Raw genomic sequence first — 21,858 nt, 5'->3', positions numbered from 1 at the left:
GAGGGTCTTATAGCCTATGAGTACAAAACAGTCACAGACGAAAAATAAAATCAGCGATATAGCCAAGGATCTGAAAATTTCGGGTCAGGAGCTTGCAGAGTTTGTAAGCGAAAAGTTCGGCACTGCTAAGAAGCCGTCAGCAAGCGTTAATCAGGATGAGCTGAACATTATTCTCGAGTATTATTCTCAGAATAATCAGGTCGACAGCTTTGATCCTTATTATGCAACAAGAAACGACAAGCCTGCGCAGAAGCCTGCAGAGGAAAAGGCTGCTCCCGAGAAGCCTGCCGCTCAGAAGCAGACAGCAGAGAAAAAGCCTGCTGCAAAGAAGGCTGAACCTAAGCCTGTTCAGAAGACCGAAGCTGCCGAAAAGAGCGCAAAGCAGGAAACTTCAAAGGAGAATAAAAAGCCCGAGCCTCAGAAGCAGGAAGCGCCCAAGGCTGCTCCCAAGGCTGAAAACAAGCCTCAGCAGACTGCTCCTATCCGCAAGGATACTCAGAAATCCGCTGTTGAAAAGTTTGAGAGCCAGATTCAGAAAACCAACGAGCAGAAGAAAAATCAGGCTGCAAAGACTTCCGAGAAGAAGCAGGAAAACAAGCCTGCCGACAGCAATAAGTCCACAAAGACCAAGCTTGACGGCAATTTCTCTGCAGAGAGCGTAAAGGTTGAGCAGAAGACACGTACTGTTGATACAAGAGGCAGCTATGTTGATATCGACAAGTACAACGAAAAGTACGAGAATATTGCTCCTCTGAACGGCGGCGGAAACGGCAGACACGGCAAGGATAACTTCTCCAAGAAGCAGAAGCTTACCCAGAAATCTGCTCAGAGAAACAAGCAGCAGTATTCAAGCAAAAAGGAGACCGAGGCTGAGAAGCTTCGCAGACTTGAGCTTGAACGTGCAAGAAAGCAGCAGCTCAAGGTTCTTATCCCCGATGAGATCGTTGTTTCCGAGCTTGCTTCACGTCTTAAAGTTACAGCTACCGAGGTCATCAAGAAGCTTATGGGTCTCGGTGAGATGTGCACAATAAATCAGGTAATCGACTTTGACACCGCTTCTCTCGTTGCCGAGGAACTGGGTGCAAAGGTCGAAAAGGAAGTTATCGTTACAATTGAGGAAAGACTTATCGACGACAGCGACGACGACGGCGAGGGCGTTGAAAGAGCGCCTGTTGTAGTTGTTATGGGTCACGTTGACCACGGTAAGACCTCTCTTCTCGACAGGATAAGAAACTCAAACGTTACCGCTTCCGAGGCAGGCGGAATTACCCAACACATCGGTGCATACCGTGTTAACTGCAAGGGCAAGGAGATCACCTTCCTCGATACCCCCGGTCACGAAGCCTTCACATCAATGCGTGCAAGAGGTGCTTCCGTAACGGATATCGCTATCCTCGTAGTTGCTGCCGACGACGGAATCATGCCCCAGACTGTTGAGGCTATAAATCACGCCAAGGCTGCAGGCGTAAGCATAATCGTTGCCATCAACAAGATGGATAAGGAGGGTGCAAATCCTCAGAACGTTATGCAGCAGCTTACAGAGCACAATCTTGTTGTCGAGGAATGGGGCGGCGATGTTATCTGCGTTCCCGTTTCCGCAAAGACCGGTATGGGCATTGACGATCTGCTTGAAAATATACTTCTCGTTGCCGAGGTGGCAGAGCTTAAAGCTAATCCCAACCGTCTCGCAAAGGGTACTGTTATCGAAGCACGTCTTGACAAGGGAAGAGGTCCTATCGCAACAGTTCTCGTTCAGAACGGTACTCTTCACACAGGCGATATCATAATCGCAGGCACCGCTGTTGGCCGTGTAAGAGTTATGACTAACGACAAGGGCGCTGTTGTACACGAGGCAGGTCCTTCCTATCCCGTTGAGATAACAGGTCTTGCAGAGGTCCCCTCCGCAGGTGATATCTTCAACGCCGTTGAGGACGAACGTCTTGCAAGAGAGCTTGTTGAGCAGCGTAAGCACGAGGCTAAGCAGGAGCAGTTCAAGCAGTATCAGAAGGTAACTCTTGACAACCTTTTCAGCCAGATCGAGCAGGGCGAGATCAAGGAACTTCCCATTATCGTCAAGGCTGACGTTCAGGGTTCTGTTGAGGCTGTAAAGCAGTCTCTTGAAAAGCTCTCCAACGACGAGGTGCGTATCAGAGTTATCCACGGGGCTGTTGGCGCTGTTTCCGAGGGCGACGTTATGCTTGCAAGCGCTTCAAATGCCATAATTGTAGGCTTTAATGTACGTCCCGATCCCGTTGCTGCGGACAATGCAGAGCGTGACGGCGTTGATATCCGTCTGTACCGCATCATTTACGACGCTATCGAGGAGATAAGCACCGCTATGAAGGGTATGCTTGCTCCCAAGTTCAGAGAGATAGCTATGGGTCGTATCGAGGTAAGACAGGTTTACAAGATATCCAGCGTTGGTCTTGTTGCGGGTTCTTATGTTCTCAGCGGCAAGGTAACAAGGCAGAGTCAGATAAGAGTTGTTCGTGACGGTATCGTAATCGCCGAGGATAAGATGTCCAGCCTCAAGCGCTTCAAGGACGATGTCAAGGAGGTCGCTGAGGGCTACGAATGCGGTATCACACTTGAAAAATTTAACGATATCAAGGAAGGCGATATCTTCGAGGCATTCATCATTGAGGAATATCGTCCCGACTGATAACAGAAAGGCGGCTTAGATATGCCTAATTTTAAAAACGCAAGATTATCCGAGGATATTAAAAGAGAAATTTCGGGTCTCATATGCGAGCGCATCAAGGACCCGAGAGTGAAATTCGGACTGGTTTCAGTAGTCCGCACCGAGCTTTCGGGGGATAATTCCCACTGCAAGGTGTATATTTCCCATCTTGACGGTATGGAGGCTTCCAAGAATGCCGTAAAGGGGCTTGAGAGCGCTTCCTGGATGATAAGGAAGGAAATTTCCAACAAGCTTCATCTGAAAAAGTGTCCCGAGCTGAAATTCATTGCCGATGATTCCATCGAGCATTCCGCTGAAATTGCGAAAATGCTTGAAGATATGGACATCCCCGGAGACAAGGAAGCTGACGGAGACGAGGAAGAATAAAATACAAAGGAGAGGCGAGGAGTATGAATGGAAAAGCTCAGAACATAAGCATTGCAGACGCTGCAGGTTTTCTGAAAACAAACGACAATTTTTATATCCTTACTCATTTAAGTCCCGACGGAGACGCTATGGGAAGCGGTTTCGGACTTTGCTTCGCTCTGCGGGCAATGGGGAAAAAGGCGAATGTTCTCTGCTCCGACCCCTTTCCGAAAAGATACAGCTTTCTTTACGGCGATTACGTTCCAATGAAGTTTACTCCCCAGACCATCGTAACGGTGGATCTGGCGGATACGACTCTGTTCGGCAGAGAGCTGCAGGTCTACGGTGATTATGTGGATATTGCTATAGACCATCACATTTCCAATACGAAATATGCCGCAAGGCTTCTTCTTGACGGGAATGCCACCGCTGCCTGCGAACTTATATATCAGGTGCTTAAAGAGGGTAATATGCCCATCGACAAGCAGGTAGCTGCCTGCCTTTACACAGGTATTGCAACCGATTCGGGCTGCTTTAAGTTCGAAAATACCACTCCCAAGGCGCATATGATAGCTGCCGAGCTTATGGGCTATGGTATTCCCTTTGCTAAAATTAACCGCCAGCTTTTTGATATCAAGAGCAAGGCGAGATTTATGGTTGAGCAGTATGTCATCAACAACCTTGAGACCTATCTTGACGATAAATGCGCTATGATAGCCGTTACCGCCGAGACTGTCAAAGAAACGGGGCTTGCCCAGGAGGAGTTTGAGGGGCTTGCTTCTATCCCAATGCAGATAGAGGGCGTTGAGGTTGGCGTTACCATTAAAGAAAAGGAGCCTAATAAATTCAAGGTGTCGATGAGAAGTGCTGAAAGCGTGAATGTTTCGGACATTTGTGCAAAGCTTGGCGGCGGCGGACATATGAGAGCCGCAGGCTGCACCGTTGAGGGAGACCTTTCTCAGGTGAAGCTGAAGCTTTTGTCGGTAATTGCGCCTGCAATGGGGTTTGATCTATGGCTGTCGTAAATGAGCTTAACGGAATTATCTGCGTGAACAAGCCTGCGGGTTTTACCTCCTTTGACGTTATCGCAAAAATGAGAGGTATCCTTAAAATGCGCAGGCTGGGACACGGAGGAACGCTTGACCCTATGGCTACGGGCGTTCTGCCTGTTTTTGCGGGAAGCGCCGCAAAGGCAAGCGAAATGCTCCCCGACCACGACAAGGTGTACGAAGCCGGCTTTCAGCTCGGCATTGTTACCGATACACAGGACTCTGCGGGAAAGGTGATTTCCGGAAGTGACATTCCCGTGAGCAGAAATGCTCTTGAAAAGGCGGCGGAGCGGTTTAAGGGCGATATTATGCAGATACCGCCTATGTATTCCGCTGTTTCCGTAAACGGAAAGCGGCTCTATGAGCTTGCAAGGCAGGGAGTTATCGTTGAGCGAAAGCCAAGGCCAATAACCGTTTACAGGCTTGATATCCTTGAATATGACGAGGAAAAACGCTCGGGACGGCTTGAGATAGCCTGCTCCAAGGGTACTTATATACGCACGCTTATTAACGATATTGGTGAGGCTTTGGGCTGCGGCGGTATAATGACTTCGCTGGTCAGGACTGCTGCCTGCGGATTTTTCCTGTCCGACTGTGTTACACTTGAGCAGCTTCAACAGGAAGCTGACAGGGGAGGGGATTTCTCCTCTTTTCTGCTGCCCGTTGCGGAGGTTTTCGGATATCTGCCTAAAGTCCGTCTCAGCGAGGCGCAGGAGAAAATGTACCGAAACGGCGTTCGTCTTGACATTGACAGGGTGAACAAAGAAGTCGAGAACAGCGAAAGATATGCGGTATACGGCGTTTCGGGCTTTATCGGGACTGCCGTTATAATTCCTTCGGAACGGCTTTTGAGGGTCGAAAAGAACTTTTTCTGAGGTGATATGTTTTGATAGAATTGTCGCCCGGCTTTAAGATGAACGGCAGGGGAACTGCTGCCGCTCTGGGTATATTTGACGGAGTACACCGAGGTCACAGGGCGGTCATTGACAAGGCGGCGGAGGAAGCGAAAAAAAACGGTCTTGCCCCTGCGGTCTGCACCTTTAAAACAGGTACGATAAACACTAAGGGCAGCGGCTACCGCCCCATTTACAGCGATGAGACAAAGCTTGTTCTGCTGGAAAGAGAGGGCGCCGAATATGTGTTCATTCCAGATTTTGCCGATGTGAGAGATATGAGTCCCGAGGAGTTTGCGGAAAAGATACTGTGCGGAGTACTGGGTGCTCGTATCGTGGTATGCGGCAGGGATTTCCGCTTCGGGAAAAACGCTGCCTGCTCGGCAGATGGACTGAAAGAAATATGCGCACATTTTGGAATGAGGCTCTGCGTGGTTGACGATGTTACCGAAAATGGAATAAGGATATGCTCGGCTGATATCAGAAAATATATTTCCGAGGGTGATATCAGGTCCGCAAATCTCCTTCTCGGTCATAATTACGCCATTACGGGCAGAGTGATACACGGAAATCGTTTCGGCAGGCAGATGAATTTTCCCACCGCAAACCAGCGAATGTCCGAGGAAAATGTTATGCCCCGATTCGGGGTCTACGCTTCATATGCGGAGCTTGACGGTAAAGTGTACAGAGGTATTACCAATATCGGCGTAAAGCCTACAGTCGACAGCTCGAATATCCCTCTGGCGGAAACTCATTTTCCCGGATTTTCGGGGGATATTTACGGCAGGGAGATAGTTGTGAGACTTTGCGATTTTATCCGCCCCGAAAAGCGTTTTAACAATACGGACGAGCTTAAAGCTCAGATAAACAGCGATGTAAAACGGGTAATGTCGGCTCCCGAAGCCCCTTTGCCCTTGATATAAAAATTAACTGAAAGGAACTTGCTTACAATGGACGTTTCAAAGAGAATACGCACTCGTTTTGCGCCAAGCCCCACAGGTTTTATGCATATCGGTAATCTGCGTACTGCTATTTATACTTATATCATTGCAAAAAAATACGGTGGAGACTTTATTCTCCGAATCGAGGACACCGATCAGGAAAGATACGTTGAGGGCGCTGTTGAGAAGATTTACGACACCCTGAGAGTATGCGGTCTTAACTGGGACGAAGGCCCCGATATCGGCGGTCCCGTTGGTCCTTATATTCAGTCGGAGAGAATGGCTCTGTACAAGGAATATGCTTTAAAGCTTGTTGAGTCGGGTCACGCATATTACTGCTTCTGCACCAAGGAGAGGATCGACGCTCTCCACAAGGCTCAGCAGGAAGCAAAGGTTTCAAATATGATGTACGACCGTCATTGCCGTGACCTGCCTGCTGAGGAGGTACAGAGACTGCTTGACGCAGGCACTCCTTATGTTATCAGACAGAAAATGCCTCTCGAGGGCAGCACCACCTTCCACGATGTGCTTTACGGCGATATCACCGTTGAAAACACTATCCTTGACGATCAGATACTTATCAAGGCTGACGGTATGCCCACATATAACTTTGCCAACGTTATCGACGACCACCTTATGGGCATTACCCACGTTGTAAGAGGAAACGAGTATCTTTCCTCTGCGCCCAAATATAACCTGCTTTACGAGGCATTTGGCTGGGAAGTTCCTCAGTACATTCACGTTGAGCATATTATGAGAGACGCTCAGCACAAGCTCTCCAAGCGTGACGGAGACGCTTATTTCGGTGATTTTGTTGAGAAGGGCTTCTATGTTCCCGCTATCATCAACTACATTGCGCTCCTGGGCTGGGCGCCCAAGGGCGAGAACGAGATATTCTCCCTTTCCGAGCTTGTGGAGGAGTTTGATATAAGCGGACTTTCCAAGTCTCCTGCGGTATTTGATATCGTTAAGATGAAGGCGATAAATGCTGAGCACCTGAGAAGACTTTCCCACGATGAATTCAAGGCTCTTGCACTTCCTTATATCCGTCAGACCTGCAAGCGTGAGGATATCGACATTGACGTGCTTATAAATACTCTTCAGCCCCGTACAGAGCTGCTCACCGATATTCCCGAAAAGGTGGATTTCATTGACGAGATGCCCGAGTACACCGAGGAGCTTTACTTCAACAAGAAGATGAAAACAAATCCCGAGACAGGTCTTGCGGCTCTGAAAATGCTCCTTCCCGTTCTTGAGGGCGTTACAGAGTGGAACGAGGAGAATATCCACGCTGCTGCATTTGCCGAGATCGAGAAGCAGGGCGTTAAGAACGGCTTTATGCTCTGGCCTCTTAGAGTTGCGCTTTCGGGCAAGCCTCTTACTCCCGGCGGCGGAATCGAGCTTGCGGCTGTTCTCGGCAAAGATGTAACTATCGAAAGAGTTAAAGCTGCAATTGCGAAGCTTGAGAAATAATTTCGACGATACAGCGTAAAGCGATAGGAAAATCATCATTTTTCACCGCTTACGCTGTATTATCACGTGACTTTCACATTAACACGGTAAAATTTATGTAATACTGATGATTTTTCATTTTGGGGCGGCTGTTTATGCTGCCTTGGCTTTTGAATGAAAAGGCAAAGCTCTCAGAAAGGAATGATCTGAAAAATGATAGAGGTCAAAAACCTTACCAAGCAGTACGGAGCAAAAAAGGCTGTGGACAACATTTCCTTTACCGTAAACGATGGCGAGATACTTGGCTTTCTCGGACCTAACGGTGCAGGAAAATCCACCACTATGAATATCCTTACCGGTTATATCTCTTCCACCGACGGAGAGGTGCTTATAAACGGCATAGATATTCTGGACAACCCCACCGCCGCTAAGAAGGAGATAGGCTATCTTCCCGAGATACCTCCTCTTTATCCCGATATGTCCGTTAAGGAATATCTGAATTTCGTTTACGATCTGAAAAAGTGCAAGATACCGAGAGAGGCTCACATTGACGATGTGTGCAAGCTGGTTAAGATCACAGACGTTTATAACAGGCTCATAAAGCACCTTTCAAAGGGCTACAGACAGCGTGTGGGTATGGCTCAGGCGCTTATCGGTAACCCTAAGATACTTATTCTTGACGAGCCTACAGTCGGTCTTGACCCCAAGCAGATACTTGATATCAGAAATCTTATCAAAAGGCTGGGCAAGAAGCACACAGTCATTCTTTCCTCCCATATCCTTTCGGAGATACAGGCTGTCTGCGACCGTATCGTTATCATTAACAAGGGCGAAATTGTTGCGGACGACACTACCGAAAATCTTACAAAGACTGTTTCCGACGATCTGAGATACACAGCAAGAATTGACGGTCCCCGTGAGGAGGTCATCAAGCTTATCAAGGGTATCAAGGGCGTTGAGGACGTTACCGCCGAAATGGAAAGAGAGCCGGGTATTTATGATTACGAGATAGAGGTGGAGGAGAAATCTGATATCAGACGTGATCTTTTCAAGCGTCTTGCGGAGCGCAACTGGTATATGCTTGGTCTTAAATCAAATGAAATGACCCTCGAGGATATCTTCCTCAAGATAACTATGGGCAGCGACGTCAAGGTTGGCGCAAAGCCTGTGGACGAAAAAACTCAGAGAGAGCTTATGGAACAGGTCTCGGGCGCTGTTCTGGCAGCAGACGCTGTAAGTCAGATGAAAAAATCAGATGACGGCGCAGAGACCGAAAGTGAAAGCGACGGAGGAGAAGAATAATGGGTGCAATTTATAAAAGAGAAATGAAGGCATTTTTCACATCGCCCATCGCATATATCTATCTTGCTATTTTTTATGTGATAAGCGCATTTTATTTTGTGGGAAACAACATTATGGGTGCGACCACCGATATGTCCTACGCATTTCTCGGCATATTTATGATAATAATGCTTTTTATACCCCTGCTTACAATGAGGCTTATGTCTGATGAGAAGAAGCAGAAGACCGATCAGGGGCTTCTTACGGCTCCCGTTAATCTTGCGGAAATTGTTCTTGGCAAATTCTTTGCCGCAGCTACTGTTTTTCTTATCGGAATGGCAATTTACATTCCTTATGTTTTAGTGCTTTACAGCCTTGCAGGCACTCTTCCCTGGGCGACTGTTATCGGAAATTTCGTGGGACTTCTTCTTGTAGGTACATCCTTTATTTCCATCGGCCTTTTTGTGTCGTCACTTACGGAGATACAGATCGTTGCAGCTATTATCAGCCTGCTCATCAACTTCCTGCTGTATATGATAGATGTTTTCGCTTCAAGCGTTACCATTGCTCCTCTCAAGAAGGTAATGGTGGCTGTGGGCTTCTATAACAGATACACCGAATTTACTCAGGGTATCCTTAATATCACCAGCGTTGTATTCTTTATCAGCGTTATATTTATTTTCAATTTCCTTACGGTAAGGGTGCTTGAGCGCCGCCGCTGGAGCTGAGGATTTTAACTGAAAGGAATGAATAAAATGGCTAAGAATAAAAAAGAAGCTGAAATAAATGCAGACGTAGCTCCTGCAAATGAGACAGCCGAAACTGCTGTTTCCGAAACTGCGGCTGCTTCCGAAAATGCCCCTAAGAAAAAGGGCGGCTTCAACAAAAGAAAGCTCAAATACGGTTCTATTGCCGCTGCAATTACCCTTATCGTGGTGGCTATCGTGGTGCTTGTGAATGTTATTGTGAACATTGCTTCGGACAAGGTCAATATGTCCATCGACCTTACCACTAACGGCAATTTCGAGATATCTCAGCAGACTATCGACTACCTTGCAACTTTAGATCAGCCTGTAAATATAGTTTGTCTCTCAGATGAGCTTACCTTTCAGACTGCCACATATATCTACTACAAGCAGGCGTATGAGGTGCTGAAAAAATATTCCATTTACAGCGATTATATAAACCTTCAGTTTGTGGATATGGTTTCCGACCCTATCTATGCTGAGCGTTACAAGGAGTCATACAAGGGCGAGATAAGCCAGTACAGCATTGTGGTCGAAAACGAGGCTAACGGCCGTATCAAGGTTTTCGGCATACAGGATCTGTACAACACCGAGTCACAGTTTGATTACAGCAGCTTTTCCTATGTGACTGTTCCCGTTTCTTCAAAGGCGGAGCAGGAGATCACTTCCGCTATTATGTATGTCACCGACCCCGATCCCATCAAGGCTGTTGTATTTAACAGCGAGACTTCGGGTACTTCCTATGACAATGTATTCAACCTTCTTTCCGCAAACGGCTATGAGGTCAGCGAGATGGATCCTCTTTCGGGAACTATTCCCGAGGATACGGATATTGTTGTGATAAACGCACCTCTTAACGATTATGACTCCTCGATCATAGATATGCTCTACGCTTTCCTTGACAATGACGGCAAGCTGGGCAAGAGCCTTATCTATTTTGCGGATTACAGTCAGAAAACTACTTCTAATATCAACACATTCCTTGAGGAATGGGGAATTCGTGTTGAAAACGGCATTGTTGCCGACAGCGATGTTAATAATCTTCAGAGCCAAAATCTCTATGTTATCAGAGATTATATTGCCGAGAATGATTATTCAACAAATCTTGCTTCTGCGGCTCTGCCTGTGATAGATTTCCAGTCCAGACCCCTTACGCTCCTTTTTGATACAAAGGATACAAGAAGCACCGTTGCTCTTCTTCAGACAAAAGATACCGCTTTCATTATGACCGACGAGATCCAGCAGGCGATCAAGAACGGCGATACCTCCGGTATTCAGTACGGCGTTCAGACCACTATGGCTCTCGGAAGAAAGCATACCTTTGACGAGAACGACAATATGATATTCAGCAACGTGCTTGTTATCGGTTCTTCGGAGACTCTTGACGAAAGCTTCACTTCCACCACTTATTTCAACAACGGCGATTACTTTGTTTCAGTTGTAAACACAATGGCAGGAAAGAACAGCGGTATTTCTATCGTTGCAAAGGACCTTGGCTCTGACAGCTTTGATATTGATCAGGGTACTGCAAACAGATACTTTATCCTGTTTATCGTTATCGTTCCCGTTGTTGTTCTTATCATCGGTGCGGTGGTATTTATCAGAAGGAGACGCAAGTAAATGAGATCCAATGTTAAGCTTTTGATAATTGGCGCTGTTGTGCTTGCCGTTCTTGCCGCTGCAGTTATTCTGCTGAGTGTTATGAGCGGTTCGGAAGAGCCAGAGGAGACAGCAGAGGAAACTACCTCAGCTTCCGAAACTCTCTCAAAGCTGCTTTATGACAAGGACCCTGCTCAGATAGATAATATCCACGTTTCAAACAGCTCGGGGGAGTACGATGTTGTAAAGTACAACGACAGTTCCTGGTTCGTTGCAGATTTTATCGGGCTTCCTCACAGCGCTGCTGCGGTTGACGATATCTGTTCAAGTGCGGCTACCCTCACATCTCAGCAGGTGGCGGCGGAAAAGGCAGAGGATATGTCCGTTTACGGCCTTGACGCTCCCCGTGCGGAGGTAACTGTGACCTTCGGCGGCGGTTCCGATGTGAAGGAGCTGCTTATCGGAAACGAGTCTCCTTCGGACGGCCTTTGCTACGCAGCTTTCAAGGGAGAGAATACCGTTTATGCGGTAAAATCTTCCGATGTTGATATATTCTTAAATGACAGATTTTATTTCCTCGCAAAAACTGTTTACACTCAGAAGCAGGCAGAGGACGAAAACGATACTACGGATTATTCCAAGATAACAAGCATTACCATTTCACGAAAGGACATTGATTACGATATAGTACTTGAATATGATGTGCGCCAGGACGACCCGGATGCGATATACGGCAACTCCTCAAGTCATGTTATGACAAGCCCCGTAAGCCTTGACCTTAATCCCGACACGTCGTACAATGTTATAAACAGCGTTTTCAATCTTACAGCTACCGAGATAGCTGTGGCTGCGCCTACAGATGAGATAATGGCTCAGTACGGCCTTGCAGACCCTTACGGCGAGGTAAGCTTTGATATCACAGGCGGAGATTTTTATCTGCTTATGGGCAACGAGTACGTTGATGAAAACGGAAAGACTCTCGGAAGATACTGCTATGCTGACGGCATTGATATTATTTATATGTTTGACTACAGCATTCTTCCCTGGGCGACTGTAATGCCTCTTGACATTACGATGAGTATGATAACAAGCACTTATATCTACTCCATCAACACCATTGAGATAGAGACCGCCGACACCGGCACGCTCTTTACTCTCAGCGGCGGAAAGGACGATTTCAAGGTCGAGTGCGACGATAAAGACGTTACTACGGACAATTTCAAGGATTTTTATCAGTATATCCTTCGTGCACCTGCCGAGGAGCTGTATCTTGAAAACTGCTCGGATCCTGCGGATATTACCGTTACTATCAGCCACGAGTATGGTGTGGATAAGATAGAATTTATAAATTCTGCCGACAGAAAATCCATTATCAGACTTAACGGCAGAACCAGCTTCAAATGCAGAACGGCTTATGTGAACCGTCTTTTAGACAATGTAGAGCATCTGCTGAACGGTGAAAAAATAGTTTCCACCTGGTAAGATACGACAGAATACGCATTTCGGATCTGTTAAAATAAAAATATTCGGTCGGCAATATCTTTTTGGAAAAAATTATAAAAATGTTAAAAAACTACTTGATTTTTCTGTATTTTTGTGTTATAATGTTTTAAAGAAGATTTGCAGGCTTAGACTAATTTATAAGGAGGAACATCTATGAGTGACGCAGCAGAAACAAAAAAGACAGATTTCTTTACCTATAAGGGTTATCCTCTGGTGAGAAAAGGCGATCAGATCTATTACGGCAATATGTACGACCCCTATGTTATTATGATGCAGATTATGGAGAAAACTAAGGTCGGCGATCTTGACGTTGCCAGCAAGGTAAAGATCTACAAGATGGCTACCGATGAAAAGCTTAATCCTGTTGAGGCTATCATCAAGCAGAGTGAGAAAAGCAGTCTTTACGAGGCGCTTGATATCGCTTATGCGTGGCTTTCAAGATAAAATGATAAAGGCTGTCAGAGTTTTAGGGAAGTACCGATAAAGAAGTTTTAACGGTACCGAGCCGCCCACTTTGAGCGTTTGCAGAGTAACCTGCGAATTGCTCAAGGGGGCTCCCCCTTTTCGGACAGCCTTTTTGTATATGCGAAAAACTCCGCCCCGATTTTTTTCGGGACGGAGAAATTTTATGCCTTTTCGATCTTAATGCTGTGAAGCTTGAGACCGCTCTGAGCAAAATATACTCTTATGGTGGTAAAGCGTGAGAAGCAGTTTGTGCTGCACTCAAAGGAAACGGGGAGGCCGCCTGTACCGTTCCAGGTAAATGAGCCGCAGGGGGTTCCCATACTGAATACGGTAACGGGTATCTGCGCCAGCTCGCTTTGCTCGGAGCTGCCTGTCAGGATTATGCGGTACAGTCCAAGATCGGATACGTCAAGGGCAAATATGAAGTCGCTGCCACGGTCGGTGCGGATATCGCTGCCGTCGATTACGAGTGTTCCGTCAAGATTATAGAAAGTAACTTCCTCGGAGCTGTCGGAGAGGTTTTCATCGTGGCGGTTTATGATCTCAACTTCTTCTGTTATGCCGCAAAGTCTGTCCATTGCGTGTGTGCCAAGAAGGAATGTGCAGATGTTGGCAGCGTTTCGCTGAAGCTCTGCTCGGGTCAGAGTGCCGTTTTCAAGAGAAGCAAGGGTATTGTCGTTATTTTTTCCGCCGTCTGCGCAGACCATATAAACGTCGTTCTGCGCTCTTGCCATTGCCGCAAAATCGGATTTGTCAACAGGCTTTCCACGCTCGTTTATATTTGCCCACCAGTCGGTCATAACAAAGCCCTTAAAGCCCCATTCATCACGAAGTATCGTGGTGCAGAGGTCGTAGTTTCCTGCTGACCAGAGACCGTTTACGGAGTTATAGCTTGTCATAATGGAATCTGCGCCGCCTTCACGAACGGCAATCTCGAAGCCTTTGAGATATATTTCTCTCAAGGCTCTTTCTGAAACGGCAGAGTCGATATTATGTCTGTTGGTTTCCTGATTGTTTCCGCAGAAGTGCTTTATAGTTCCCGTTACGCCCTCAGAGTGAAGTCCCATAAGTTCGGCAGCGGCGATGGTTCCCGAAAGATAGGGATCCTCGGAGAAATATTCAAAGTTCCTGCCGTTGAGGGGGTGGCGATGAATGTTCATTCCGGGTCCTAAAAGGCAGTCCACCTTATTTGCGGACATTTCCCTTCCCATAAGCTTAAAAAGCTCGGTGACAAGGGATTTGTTGAATGTGGAGGCGATAAGGGTGCCGTTTGGCAGGCTGAACGCCTTTGTGCCGCAGTCCAGTCTCATACCAGAGGGACCATCTGAGCAGCAGCCGCAGGGAATACCAAATCCTGTCAGGCTGTCGGCAACTCCGCCGAATGCGGATGCGGTGCCCGGGGTCACACGGGGACTGCCCATTCCTTCTCCTCTGATTATGCAGGAGAGGTCATAGTCCGAAAGCTGGGCGATGAATTCCGAAAGAGTGTTCTTTCCGTTTCTTACGTCCGCAAGCTTTATGCCCTTGTCTCCCGTATAGGGAAGTTCGGTGGGAAGGGCATCAATGCGGCGTGCGGTCTCGTTTATTTCCGAAAGGGGAACGTCCTCAAATCCGACTGCAAGCTTTCCGTTTTCCGCAACGGGCTTCATTCGTTTAAAGGGCAGGACGGGTGCCATTGCCTGTTTTGCCTGCTTTACTGTTTTTGTTTCGGGAATTACAACAGAGAGATATTCTTCACAGCTTCTTACGTCTGTACCGCAGAAAAATTTATATTCGCCCTTTTCAAGCACATAACAGAAGCGGTGTCCGGCTGCTCCCGAATCGTCATAGGAGGCGAGGTCGGAGAAGTTTATATCAAAGGTTACTTCCTGTTCCTCGGAGGGGGCAAGGAGCTTTGTCTTTTCATATCCGCAGAGAATCTTTGCAGGCTTTCCAAGACTGCCCTGTGGTGCAGAGGCATAAAGCTGAACTGCTTCCTTGCCGCTTACGGTGCCGATGTTTTTAACGGAAACGGTCAGATGTGCTTTATCAGCCAATATCTGAGAGGAAAGGAGCTTTATTTCAAATTCTGTGTATGAAAGTCCGAAACCAAAGGGGTACATTACCCTTTCGGGGGCAAATGTCTCGAAATATCTGTAGCCAACGTAAATATCCTCGGAATAGAAATTCCTTTCGGTATCGCCGAAATACTTGTCCGAGGGGTAATCGGAAACGGAGTATGCGATGGTGTCGGGCAGCTTTCCAGAGGGGGAGACCTTTCCCGTAAGCACGTCGGCTGTTCCCAGACCGCCTACCATTCCGCCCTGCCATATGTACAATACGGCGTCGGGGGAGTATCTGCTTACAAAACTCATATCAATAATGCCGCCTACGTTCAGCAGGACGATAAGCTTCTTGAAATGCTTTCTTACAGCAGCAAGCATCTGCTCCTCGCCGTCGCTGAGGAGATAGGCGCCTTTTACATTGCGGTTGTCCTGTTCCTCGCCTGCGGTTCTGCCGATTATTGCAATAGCGGAAGAGCATTTTTCGGCAATATGCGCCGCAAGGCTGTCCTCAACGGGCATTTCTGTCTGTGACCAGGGTTCCTGACCCCAGCCTGCTCCGATATCAAAGGGATTTTGTTCGTCCCATTTCTTGTAGACCTCAAGCAGTTCCTCGTTGATCTTTATGCCACGTTCAATAAGTCCGTCGGTAACGCCAATGACCTTGCTCACGTTTACAAGTCCGCCCGAGCCTGTGCCGCTTTTGTAGTAGTGAAGCTGTATACGTCCGAAAACGGCTACCTCCTCATCGGGGGATAGGGGGAGAGCGTTATTTTCGTTTCTGAGCATTACTATTCCCTCGGAGACTGTCTCCGCAGACTTTTCGATATATTCATTCCAGTCAAGTATTTTTTTGCTCATAGTAAAATTTTCCTTTCTGCATAAATTTAATGTAGAGGGTGAAAATAAAATTGTTTTTGTTGTCCGAAAACAGTATACCACATCGGGGTTTTTCGGTCAATGAAAAATAAATAAAGAACGGTGAAAAAATTGTAATAAAAGGAATGGTGATATATGAATTTCGTTAATGGCAAGGATATCCCTCTGGGATTTGGAATGGCTCTGGCACAGAATAGTGATGCAATGACCAGATTTTCCGCTATGACAGATGAGCAGCGCAGGCAGCTCATTGAGGGAACTCATTCGGTAAGGTCGAAAAAAGAGATGCAGGCTTATGTGGACAGGATCGCTCATATGTAAAAAAATATATGTGCTAATTAAACAAAGACTGTGACGATAATTTGTTCTGTTTTACTATTGACAAATTGGCACAGATGTGCTATAATTTGCATAAAGAAAAGGAGCTGCGGCGATTGCGGCAGCTCCCTTAGTTTTAAAATCTTGCTTTATTCCATATTATCCAATGACTGATTGAACTCGTCGATGAGTACACCTGCTGCATCTGCAAGGGAGTCTCTTACAGAGGGCCAGTCAAGTCCGTAGAAAGGTGCACGTATTCCGTATTCGCCGCTGTCCAGAATATTGTAAAGGTCGGTGGGGCAGCCTGTGTGAATGGAATACATAGGATTTTCGGCGGTAAGGTCATTTACCTTATGTCTCATCTCAACCATTTCGTCTGTCCAGCCGTAAACGTCTTTGAGTTTCTGGTCGGCAATTGCTACGGCGTTTTCGTCGTATGTCGAAGCGATGATACATTCCATAAATCTTGCGACGCCCTCGGGATTTTGTGCGCCCTTACAGAGCATATATGCGTCAAGTCCTGCGGGGAGGTAGTATTTATCGGTGTCATCTGCTTTGGGAATGGGCACGAACATAACGTCCTCGGGATCTCCGTAGGATACTGTCCAGATATCGGGTGCGCCCTCAAGAGCGTATATTCCGCTTATGTAGAAAAGCTCCTTGCCTTCACCGATGAACTCGGGGTGAACAGACCAGTTGAACAGGTTCTTGTCAAGAACAAGACCGTTCTGATTAAGCTCATACATAAAATTCATTGTTTTCTCAAGGCGAGGGTCGTAAAGATTGTCCACAAGCTTGCCGTCTTTAAGCTCTACGGGGGCTATTCCGCCGGAAAGCATAAGCGGCTTTTCATTGAACCAGCCGTCGAGTCCGTACTGCTCGCTGTCATTGTCAACGTAGGAAAGAAGCATTTCTTTGAATGCTGTCCAGTTCCATTCGCCTTTTTCAAGAAGCTCTGCGGGATCGTCAAAGCCTTGCGCTTCAATTGTCTGGCGGTTGTAGATCACAACTTCGCCTGCAGTTGCCTGAGTTGCCATAAGGTAGTGCTTTCCCTTTAACTCGAACCGGTCGTTAAGCTCCTTTACAGAGCTCCAAAGCTCGGAGTCAAAGTCAACGTACTGATCGTAGGCTTCAAACTGACCGTTGGGAACGCCCTTGGGGAAGGAGTCAAGGTCGCCGCCTGCTATAAAGTCGATACCCGTGCCGCCCAGGATATTTGTGGAAAGGTCTGTAAATCTCTGTGCCCAGGTGGTGGGGATATATTCGATGGTCCCGCCGTATTTGGACTCGAAAAGCTCAAGGGAAAGGGATTTTGTATTTCCCGAGGTGGAGGCGTTAAAGGGGTCATAGAATGAGAACCACTTGATATTTTTATTCTCAAGCTCTACGTCAGGGAGAAGGTCGGCAACATTATCCATTGTGCCCTGTTCCTCTTCGGAGAGAGTTTCGGTATTGATCTCAACGGTGAGGGCGGTGGTTGTCTCCATAGTGGTCTCGGAGGTCTCCGCATTTTCCGAACCGCCTGCACAGCCTGTAAAGGAAGCGGCAAGTGCAAGTGCAGAAACGCCTGCGATCATTCGTCTGAGTTTGTTCATAGCTATCGTCCTTTCAAAAATAATCGTGATGTTTTGGGTGATAATAATTTTCGGTACAAATAACTTTTTAGTTATTATAACATAAAATACAGGCTATGTCAACGTTTTCAGATGTACATTTTGCTATGACTAAATTGTTCATTTTTGACAAGAAAAAATGCTGTATTGACATTGACGTAAGAACGCAGATATGGTATAATTAAATCATATTGTATCAGATAATACGAAAGGACAGTTTAAATGGCGGTCTACTATATACTTATGGCGCTTATTCTCGGGCTGGCATATCCTTTATGCATAAGAAAGCCGTCCACGAAAAAAAATATCATTTACGTATGTATTGTTTTCGGATATATGTTCCTGATGTCGGCTTTCCGATATGGGATAGGAAATGACTTCTTCAATTACAGGTACTTCTTTTACGAATTTGTTTCAAGCAGTCAGAGCCTGGCTGAAAGATTTGCAGACAGGAAGTTTGAGATAGGATACACCGTTATTATGGAGATAGCAAAGCTTCTGGGCGGAGATTATCTTATTCTGAATATTCTGATGGCTTTGTTTATTCTTCTGCCTGTGGCTTTGGTTATAATTAAGTACAGCAAAATGCCATGGCTGTCCTGCTGGCTGTATCTTACGGTGACATTTTTTTACAATTCACTTAATTTTACGAGACAGAGCCTTGCGGCTTCCATTGTTCTGCTGAGCTATTATTTTATCAGGGAAAAAAAGCATTGGGCGGTCATTCTTCTTGTGCTGGCAGGTTCACTTTTTCATATGTCCGTGCTTATCTTTATTCCCGTTTATCTTATGTCTCTTATCAAGCCCTCTGCAAAGTTATATACTGCTGTCGGTGCGGCGGCGGCTGTGGTATTTGCTTTTTCCGACAAGATACTTGAATTTCTTCTCACAAAAGTAATAAGCGGTTATTCCGAGTATCTTAATACGGTATTTCTCGGAGTTGGATTGTCCTGGACATACCTTTTGGTCCCATTCTTTTTTATGGTACTGGGAATTGCGGCATATTTTTCAGGCTGGAAAGATAAATGCTCAGAGTCGGGTGTGATGACGAATTTATTGTTCTATAATTTTCTGATTTGGATCTTTATTACAAAGCATTTTATTCTTGAGCGATTTACTCTTCCGATTTATATTTTTATTCTTCTTAGCGTTCCCGAGATGATCGGTCATTTTAAAGAGATAAGATTTAAGTCTGACGGTCAGAAAGGTTTACATTTTAAAGATCAGGCTGACGAGGGTGCTGTTAGGAAATTTCTCGGCTATGTGCTCAAAAACGGAAAGTCACTTTGGGCTGTTCTGACAGGAGTTATTCTTATTGTTACGGTCACTTATAACGATATGTGTATTCACGAGGGCGTTCACGGCGTTTTTCCGTATGAGTCCATATTCAATGCGGCTTCGGAGTACTCAAAAGAGCAGCTTCGCACGGATTACCGCAAGATATTTCCGAATAAAACTCTTCAGCAGTATCTGAGTCTGATAAGTAAAGGAGATTATACTGCGGTTATCTGCGTAAACGGCGACGCAGGAGATAACCTTGATATTTCGTCAAAATTTCTTCTTAGAAAGCTTGGATTTAAAACCGATCTCAACAAGCTGGACGGTCAGAGTTATATTGGCGTTGTCAGCGGAGGCAAGGTTATTTTTGAAACGATCTCTGATAACGTTATCGAAGAAAAACTGGCAATTTGCGATAATTCTGTTTATATTACGGCGGTAAGCGGCGGCTCACGTGCGGAAAAACAGATAGGGCAGGTGTATATTGATGATGATAAATTTACACCCGATCTCAATGGACTGAATTTTGCCGTTTTTGATAATGAGCTGAAAAAAATTGTGGCGGCTCAGACTTATGACACGTCAGTCTATCAATATACTTGTACTAACACTACGGCTTTTTACGGAGAGATCCTCATTGAGGAGTAAGGGCTTGAAAAAATCTGTATTATGGAGGTGTGACTTTTGAGTAAAAAAATAATGGTTGCTGCCGCCTGCGCTTTCCTCCTTGCTGCCTGCGGTCAGGACAGCGGAGAAGAAGAAAGAGAAAGCTATATTGCTGTTTATCAGGAATTTACCGATGCTTCCGAGACCGTTACTGAGGAGGAGACTACTGTTCCCGTGACTTTTTCTCCTCTTACCGAGGAAAATGAGGGCAGTTATCTTGCCGATGTTCTTATTATTGGAGACGGGGAGTGCGGCAAGGCGGTAAGCTGCGGTCTGCTTACCGAGGAAAATGTAATATCCGTTCCGGGTGCAAGACCAGATGATATCCTGTCTGCCGAAGTGGGGGGGAAAACGGTAAGGGAGCTTATAAAGGCTTCAGGCAAGCCATACATTTATCTTCTGTTTACAGAAGGCGAACTTCTTAACAGCCTTTCGGCAGAAAAATACGGAAGTGAGCTTTTTATACTCGGTGAAGAGCTTCGTGAGCTTTCTCCCGAAAGTATGGTGATACCTCTGAGTGTGCTGCCTTTTTCGGGTGATAATGCACCCGAGGGCGATATATACGAATACAGCGAGTCACTTCATATGTGGATCCGCTCAAGTCCTGACGAGTATTTTATTTACAAGGACGTTTCCTTTGTATGCGGTGAAAACGGCATATTATTTGAAAAATATACGGACGCTGACGGAGGAATATCTCCCGAGGGGTGGAATGAACTGCTCAGATACATTGAGACGGACAGATTTTACAATGATATGACCGAGGAAGGAAACAGCTATGACGGGCTTTCTGCCGAAAGAGCGGAATACTCCGTTACCGAGGGCAAGGTGGCGTATCTTACTTTTGATGACGGTCCTTCAAAGTACACGCCGCAGATACTTGAGATACTCAGGGAAAATGACATAAAGGCTACATTTTTCATTACCGGCTGGTGTATCGAGGGCAAGGAGAATATTTTAAAGCAGGTGGCTGACGAGGGTCACACGGTAGGGCTTCACAGCTGGTCTCACGATTATGACGGTATTTATTCCTCTACTGAAAGCTGGCTTGAGGATTTTGCAAGAGTTTACCGAAAGGTCTATGCTGTTACGGGGCAGAAGCCCTGGTGCTTTCGTTTTCCCGGAGGAAGCTATAATAATTTTAACCGTGACACCGCCGATGATATCATTGCCGAGATGGAGCAAAGGGGATTTGCATTCTATGACTGGAATGCCGCTACTGCTGACGCTTCCACTTCCGCTACATATGACAGCTGCCTTGAGAATATCCGTGACAGCATAAATGCAGATCACGAGGTGGTTCTGATGCACGATTCGCTTGAGCTGACCCCAGAATATCTTCAGGACGTTATCGACTACATCAGGGGTCAGGGATATACTTTTGAAACGGTTGATACTGCGGACGAGGTAAGATTTTGATTTATTAGAAAGATTAGAAAAAGATTAAATTTTAGCACTCTTAGCCTTAGAGTGCTAAAATTTACTATATGGTCACAAGATTATCACAATATCGACATATATGCCGTATATACTATTAGTTGTGGAAAAGGAAAAGAGCCTGTCGGAGAACTCCGACAGACTCCTGCACCGTCTTTTTGACGATAACTGATTGGTGGAGATGAAGCTGCCTATCGATATAACTCGTAAACATAATATTTTTTTCAGTATATTACCGATGAGATGATGTCAGTAGCATTGATAATACACGTAACAAGCAACCTTGTAGAAACTATGTATTTAAGCCGTTTCTACAAGGTTGCTTTTTTAATAAAGTATGAAGTGCGTACCATTCGGTAAGCTCGTATCGAACAACTCGTAAACGTTTATCACGTGTTTTCATATAAAAGCATTGTGAAACTGTGTAAATGTTGTTGAATATGCCGACACTTCACAGACTTATGCTCACACTGACTATGGTCTGTCCTCATAGGGAATAGGATATGATATGGTAACATCTAAAAACCCCTGTACAAAAAAGAAAAAAAGTGGTAAAATAGAGATATGAAAATAAGACAGATAGGGTTCTTTGATGAGGAGAACCGATACAAGAAATTAACAGAATTAGGCGATCCGCTGGAGAAACT

16 protein-coding genes are annotated in these 21,858 nt (G+C 46.0%); 14 read left to right on the top strand and 2 right to left on the bottom strand.

The window, feature by feature from the left end; translation table 11 throughout:
• The first annotated feature begins 16 nt into the window (after positions 1-16).
• From infB to ACR0QN_RS10685, 11 genes are all read left to right on the top strand, one after another.
• Positions 17-2,662, top strand: a complete 2,646-nt coding sequence (gene infB, locus ACR0QN_RS10735) for a translation initiation factor IF-2 (RefSeq protein ID WP_432651214.1) — start codon at positions 17-19, stop codon at positions 2,660-2,662.
• A gap of 21 nt (positions 2,663-2,683) precedes the next feature.
• Positions 2,684-3,067, top strand: a complete 384-nt coding sequence (gene rbfA, locus ACR0QN_RS10730) for a 30S ribosome-binding factor RbfA (RefSeq protein ID WP_432651213.1) — start codon at positions 2,684-2,686, stop codon at positions 3,065-3,067.
• Positions 3,068-3,090: 23 nt separating this feature from the next.
• Positions 3,091-4,071, top strand: a complete 981-nt coding sequence (locus ACR0QN_RS10725) for a DHH family phosphoesterase (RefSeq protein ID WP_432651212.1) — start codon at positions 3,091-3,093, stop codon at positions 4,069-4,071.
• Positions 4,059-4,970, top strand: coding sequence for a tRNA pseudouridine(55) synthase TruB (truB, locus tag ACR0QN_RS10720; protein WP_432651211.1), 912 nt, complete (start codon positions 4,059-4,061; stop codon positions 4,968-4,970). The genes ACR0QN_RS10725 and truB overlap by 13 nt, the downstream gene beginning before the upstream one ends.
• Before the next feature lie 11 nt (positions 4,971-4,981).
• Positions 4,982-5,911, top strand: a complete 930-nt coding sequence (locus ACR0QN_RS10715) for a bifunctional riboflavin kinase/FAD synthetase (RefSeq protein ID WP_432651210.1) — start codon at positions 4,982-4,984, stop codon at positions 5,909-5,911.
• A gap of 27 nt (positions 5,912-5,938) precedes the next feature.
• Entirely contained in the window at positions 5,939-7,402 is a 1,464-nt protein-coding gene (gene gltX / locus ACR0QN_RS10710; protein ID WP_432651209.1) for a glutamate--tRNA ligase, read from the top strand.
• A 192-nt stretch (positions 7,403-7,594) separates the two neighbouring features.
• Complete coding sequence (locus ACR0QN_RS10705; RefSeq protein ID WP_432651208.1) at positions 7,595-8,683, top strand: ABC transporter ATP-binding protein; 1,089 nt, start codon at positions 7,595-7,597, stop codon at positions 8,681-8,683.
• Positions 8,683-9,390: an ABC transporter permease gene (locus tag ACR0QN_RS10700; protein ID WP_432651207.1), complete on the top strand. Its 708-nt coding sequence runs from the start codon at positions 8,683-8,685 to the stop codon at positions 9,388-9,390. The genes ACR0QN_RS10705 and ACR0QN_RS10700 overlap by 1 nt, the downstream gene beginning before the upstream one ends.
• Before the next feature lie 27 nt (positions 9,391-9,417).
• Positions 9,418-11,028, top strand: a complete 1,611-nt coding sequence (locus ACR0QN_RS10695; protein ID WP_432651206.1) for a Gldg family protein — start codon at positions 9,418-9,420, stop codon at positions 11,026-11,028.
• Complete coding sequence (locus ACR0QN_RS10690) at positions 11,029-12,489, top strand: DUF4340 domain-containing protein (protein ID WP_432651205.1); 1,461 nt, start codon at positions 11,029-11,031, stop codon at positions 12,487-12,489.
• A 174-nt stretch (positions 12,490-12,663) separates the two neighbouring features.
• Positions 12,664-12,954: a hypothetical protein gene (locus ACR0QN_RS10685; RefSeq protein ID WP_432651204.1), complete on the top strand. Its 291-nt coding sequence runs from the start codon at positions 12,664-12,666 to the stop codon at positions 12,952-12,954.
• A 182-nt stretch (positions 12,955-13,136) separates the two neighbouring features.
• Here the strand turns inward: ACR0QN_RS10685 and ACR0QN_RS10680 are convergent, their stop codons facing one another.
• Complete coding sequence (locus ACR0QN_RS10680) at positions 13,137-15,878, bottom strand: glycoside hydrolase family 3 protein (protein WP_432651203.1); 2,742 nt, start codon at positions 15,876-15,878, stop codon at positions 13,137-13,139.
• Positions 15,879-16,031: 153 nt separating this feature from the next.
• Here ACR0QN_RS10680 and ACR0QN_RS10675 point away from each other — a divergent pair, with 153 nt between their 5' ends.
• The gene (locus tag ACR0QN_RS10675) at positions 16,032-16,217 is read left to right on the top strand and encodes a hypothetical protein (protein ID WP_432651202.1); all 186 of its coding nucleotides are present in this window, start codon (positions 16,032-16,034) and stop codon (positions 16,215-16,217) included.
• 146 nt (positions 16,218-16,363) lie between these two features.
• Here the strand turns inward: ACR0QN_RS10675 and ACR0QN_RS10670 are convergent, their stop codons facing one another.
• The gene (locus tag ACR0QN_RS10670; protein WP_432651201.1) at positions 16,364-17,812 is read right to left on the bottom strand and encodes an ABC transporter substrate-binding protein; all 1,449 of its coding nucleotides are present in this window, start codon (positions 17,810-17,812) and stop codon (positions 16,364-16,366) included.
• A gap of 240 nt (positions 17,813-18,052) precedes the next feature.
• On the opposite strand from ACR0QN_RS10670, the gene ACR0QN_RS10665 reads away from it, so the two are divergent.
• On the top strand, positions 18,053-19,756 hold the full coding sequence (locus tag ACR0QN_RS10665) for an EpsG family protein (protein WP_432651200.1): 1,704 nt from the start codon (positions 18,053-18,055) through the stop codon (positions 19,754-19,756).
• 36 nt (positions 19,757-19,792) lie between these two features.
• Positions 19,793-21,193, top strand: coding sequence for a polysaccharide deacetylase family protein (locus tag ACR0QN_RS10660; protein ID WP_432651199.1), 1,401 nt, complete (start codon positions 19,793-19,795; stop codon positions 21,191-21,193).
• The last annotated feature ends 665 nt before the right edge of the window (positions 21,194-21,858 follow it).

The organism is Huintestinicola sp. (assembly GCF_050874005.1).
Taxonomy (GTDB): Bacteria; Bacillota; Clostridia; order Oscillospirales; family Ruminococcaceae; genus Huintestinicola.
Note: the sequence above shows the minus strand (reverse complement) of the source record. Positions and strands in the feature narration are given on the sequence as shown.

Coding starts and splice junctions, on each gene's coding strand:
- ACR0QN_RS10675 (WP_432651202.1), top strand. CDS start 16,032: ATGAATTTCGTTAATGGCAAGGATATCCCTCTGGGATTTGGAATGGCT.
- infB (WP_432651214.1), top strand. CDS start 17: ATGAGTACAAAACAGTCACAGACGAAAAATAAAATCAGCGATATAGCC.
- ACR0QN_RS10705 (WP_432651208.1), top strand. CDS start 7,595: ATGATAGAGGTCAAAAACCTTACCAAGCAGTACGGAGCAAAAAAGGCT.
- rbfA (WP_432651213.1), top strand. CDS start 2,684: ATGCCTAATTTTAAAAACGCAAGATTATCCGAGGATATTAAAAGAGAA.
- ACR0QN_RS10680 (WP_432651203.1), bottom strand. CDS start 15,878: ATGAGCAAAAAAATACTTGACTGGAATGAATATATCGAAAAGTCTGCG.
- ACR0QN_RS10695 (WP_432651206.1), top strand. CDS start 9,418: ATGGCTAAGAATAAAAAAGAAGCTGAAATAAATGCAGACGTAGCTCCT.
- ACR0QN_RS10700 (WP_432651207.1), top strand. CDS start 8,683: ATGGGTGCAATTTATAAAAGAGAAATGAAGGCATTTTTCACATCGCCC.
- truB (WP_432651211.1), top strand. CDS start 4,059: ATGGCTGTCGTAAATGAGCTTAACGGAATTATCTGCGTGAACAAGCCT.
- ACR0QN_RS10670 (WP_432651201.1), bottom strand. CDS start 17,812: ATGAACAAACTCAGACGAATGATCGCAGGCGTTTCTGCACTTGCACTT.
- ACR0QN_RS10665 (WP_432651200.1), top strand. CDS start 18,053: ATGGCGGTCTACTATATACTTATGGCGCTTATTCTCGGGCTGGCATAT.
- ACR0QN_RS10685 (WP_432651204.1), top strand. CDS start 12,664: ATGAGTGACGCAGCAGAAACAAAAAAGACAGATTTCTTTACCTATAAG.
- gltX (WP_432651209.1), top strand. CDS start 5,939: ATGGACGTTTCAAAGAGAATACGCACTCGTTTTGCGCCAAGCCCCACA.
- ACR0QN_RS10725 (WP_432651212.1), top strand. CDS start 3,091: ATGAATGGAAAAGCTCAGAACATAAGCATTGCAGACGCTGCAGGTTTT.
- ACR0QN_RS10690 (WP_432651205.1), top strand. CDS start 11,029: ATGAGATCCAATGTTAAGCTTTTGATAATTGGCGCTGTTGTGCTTGCC.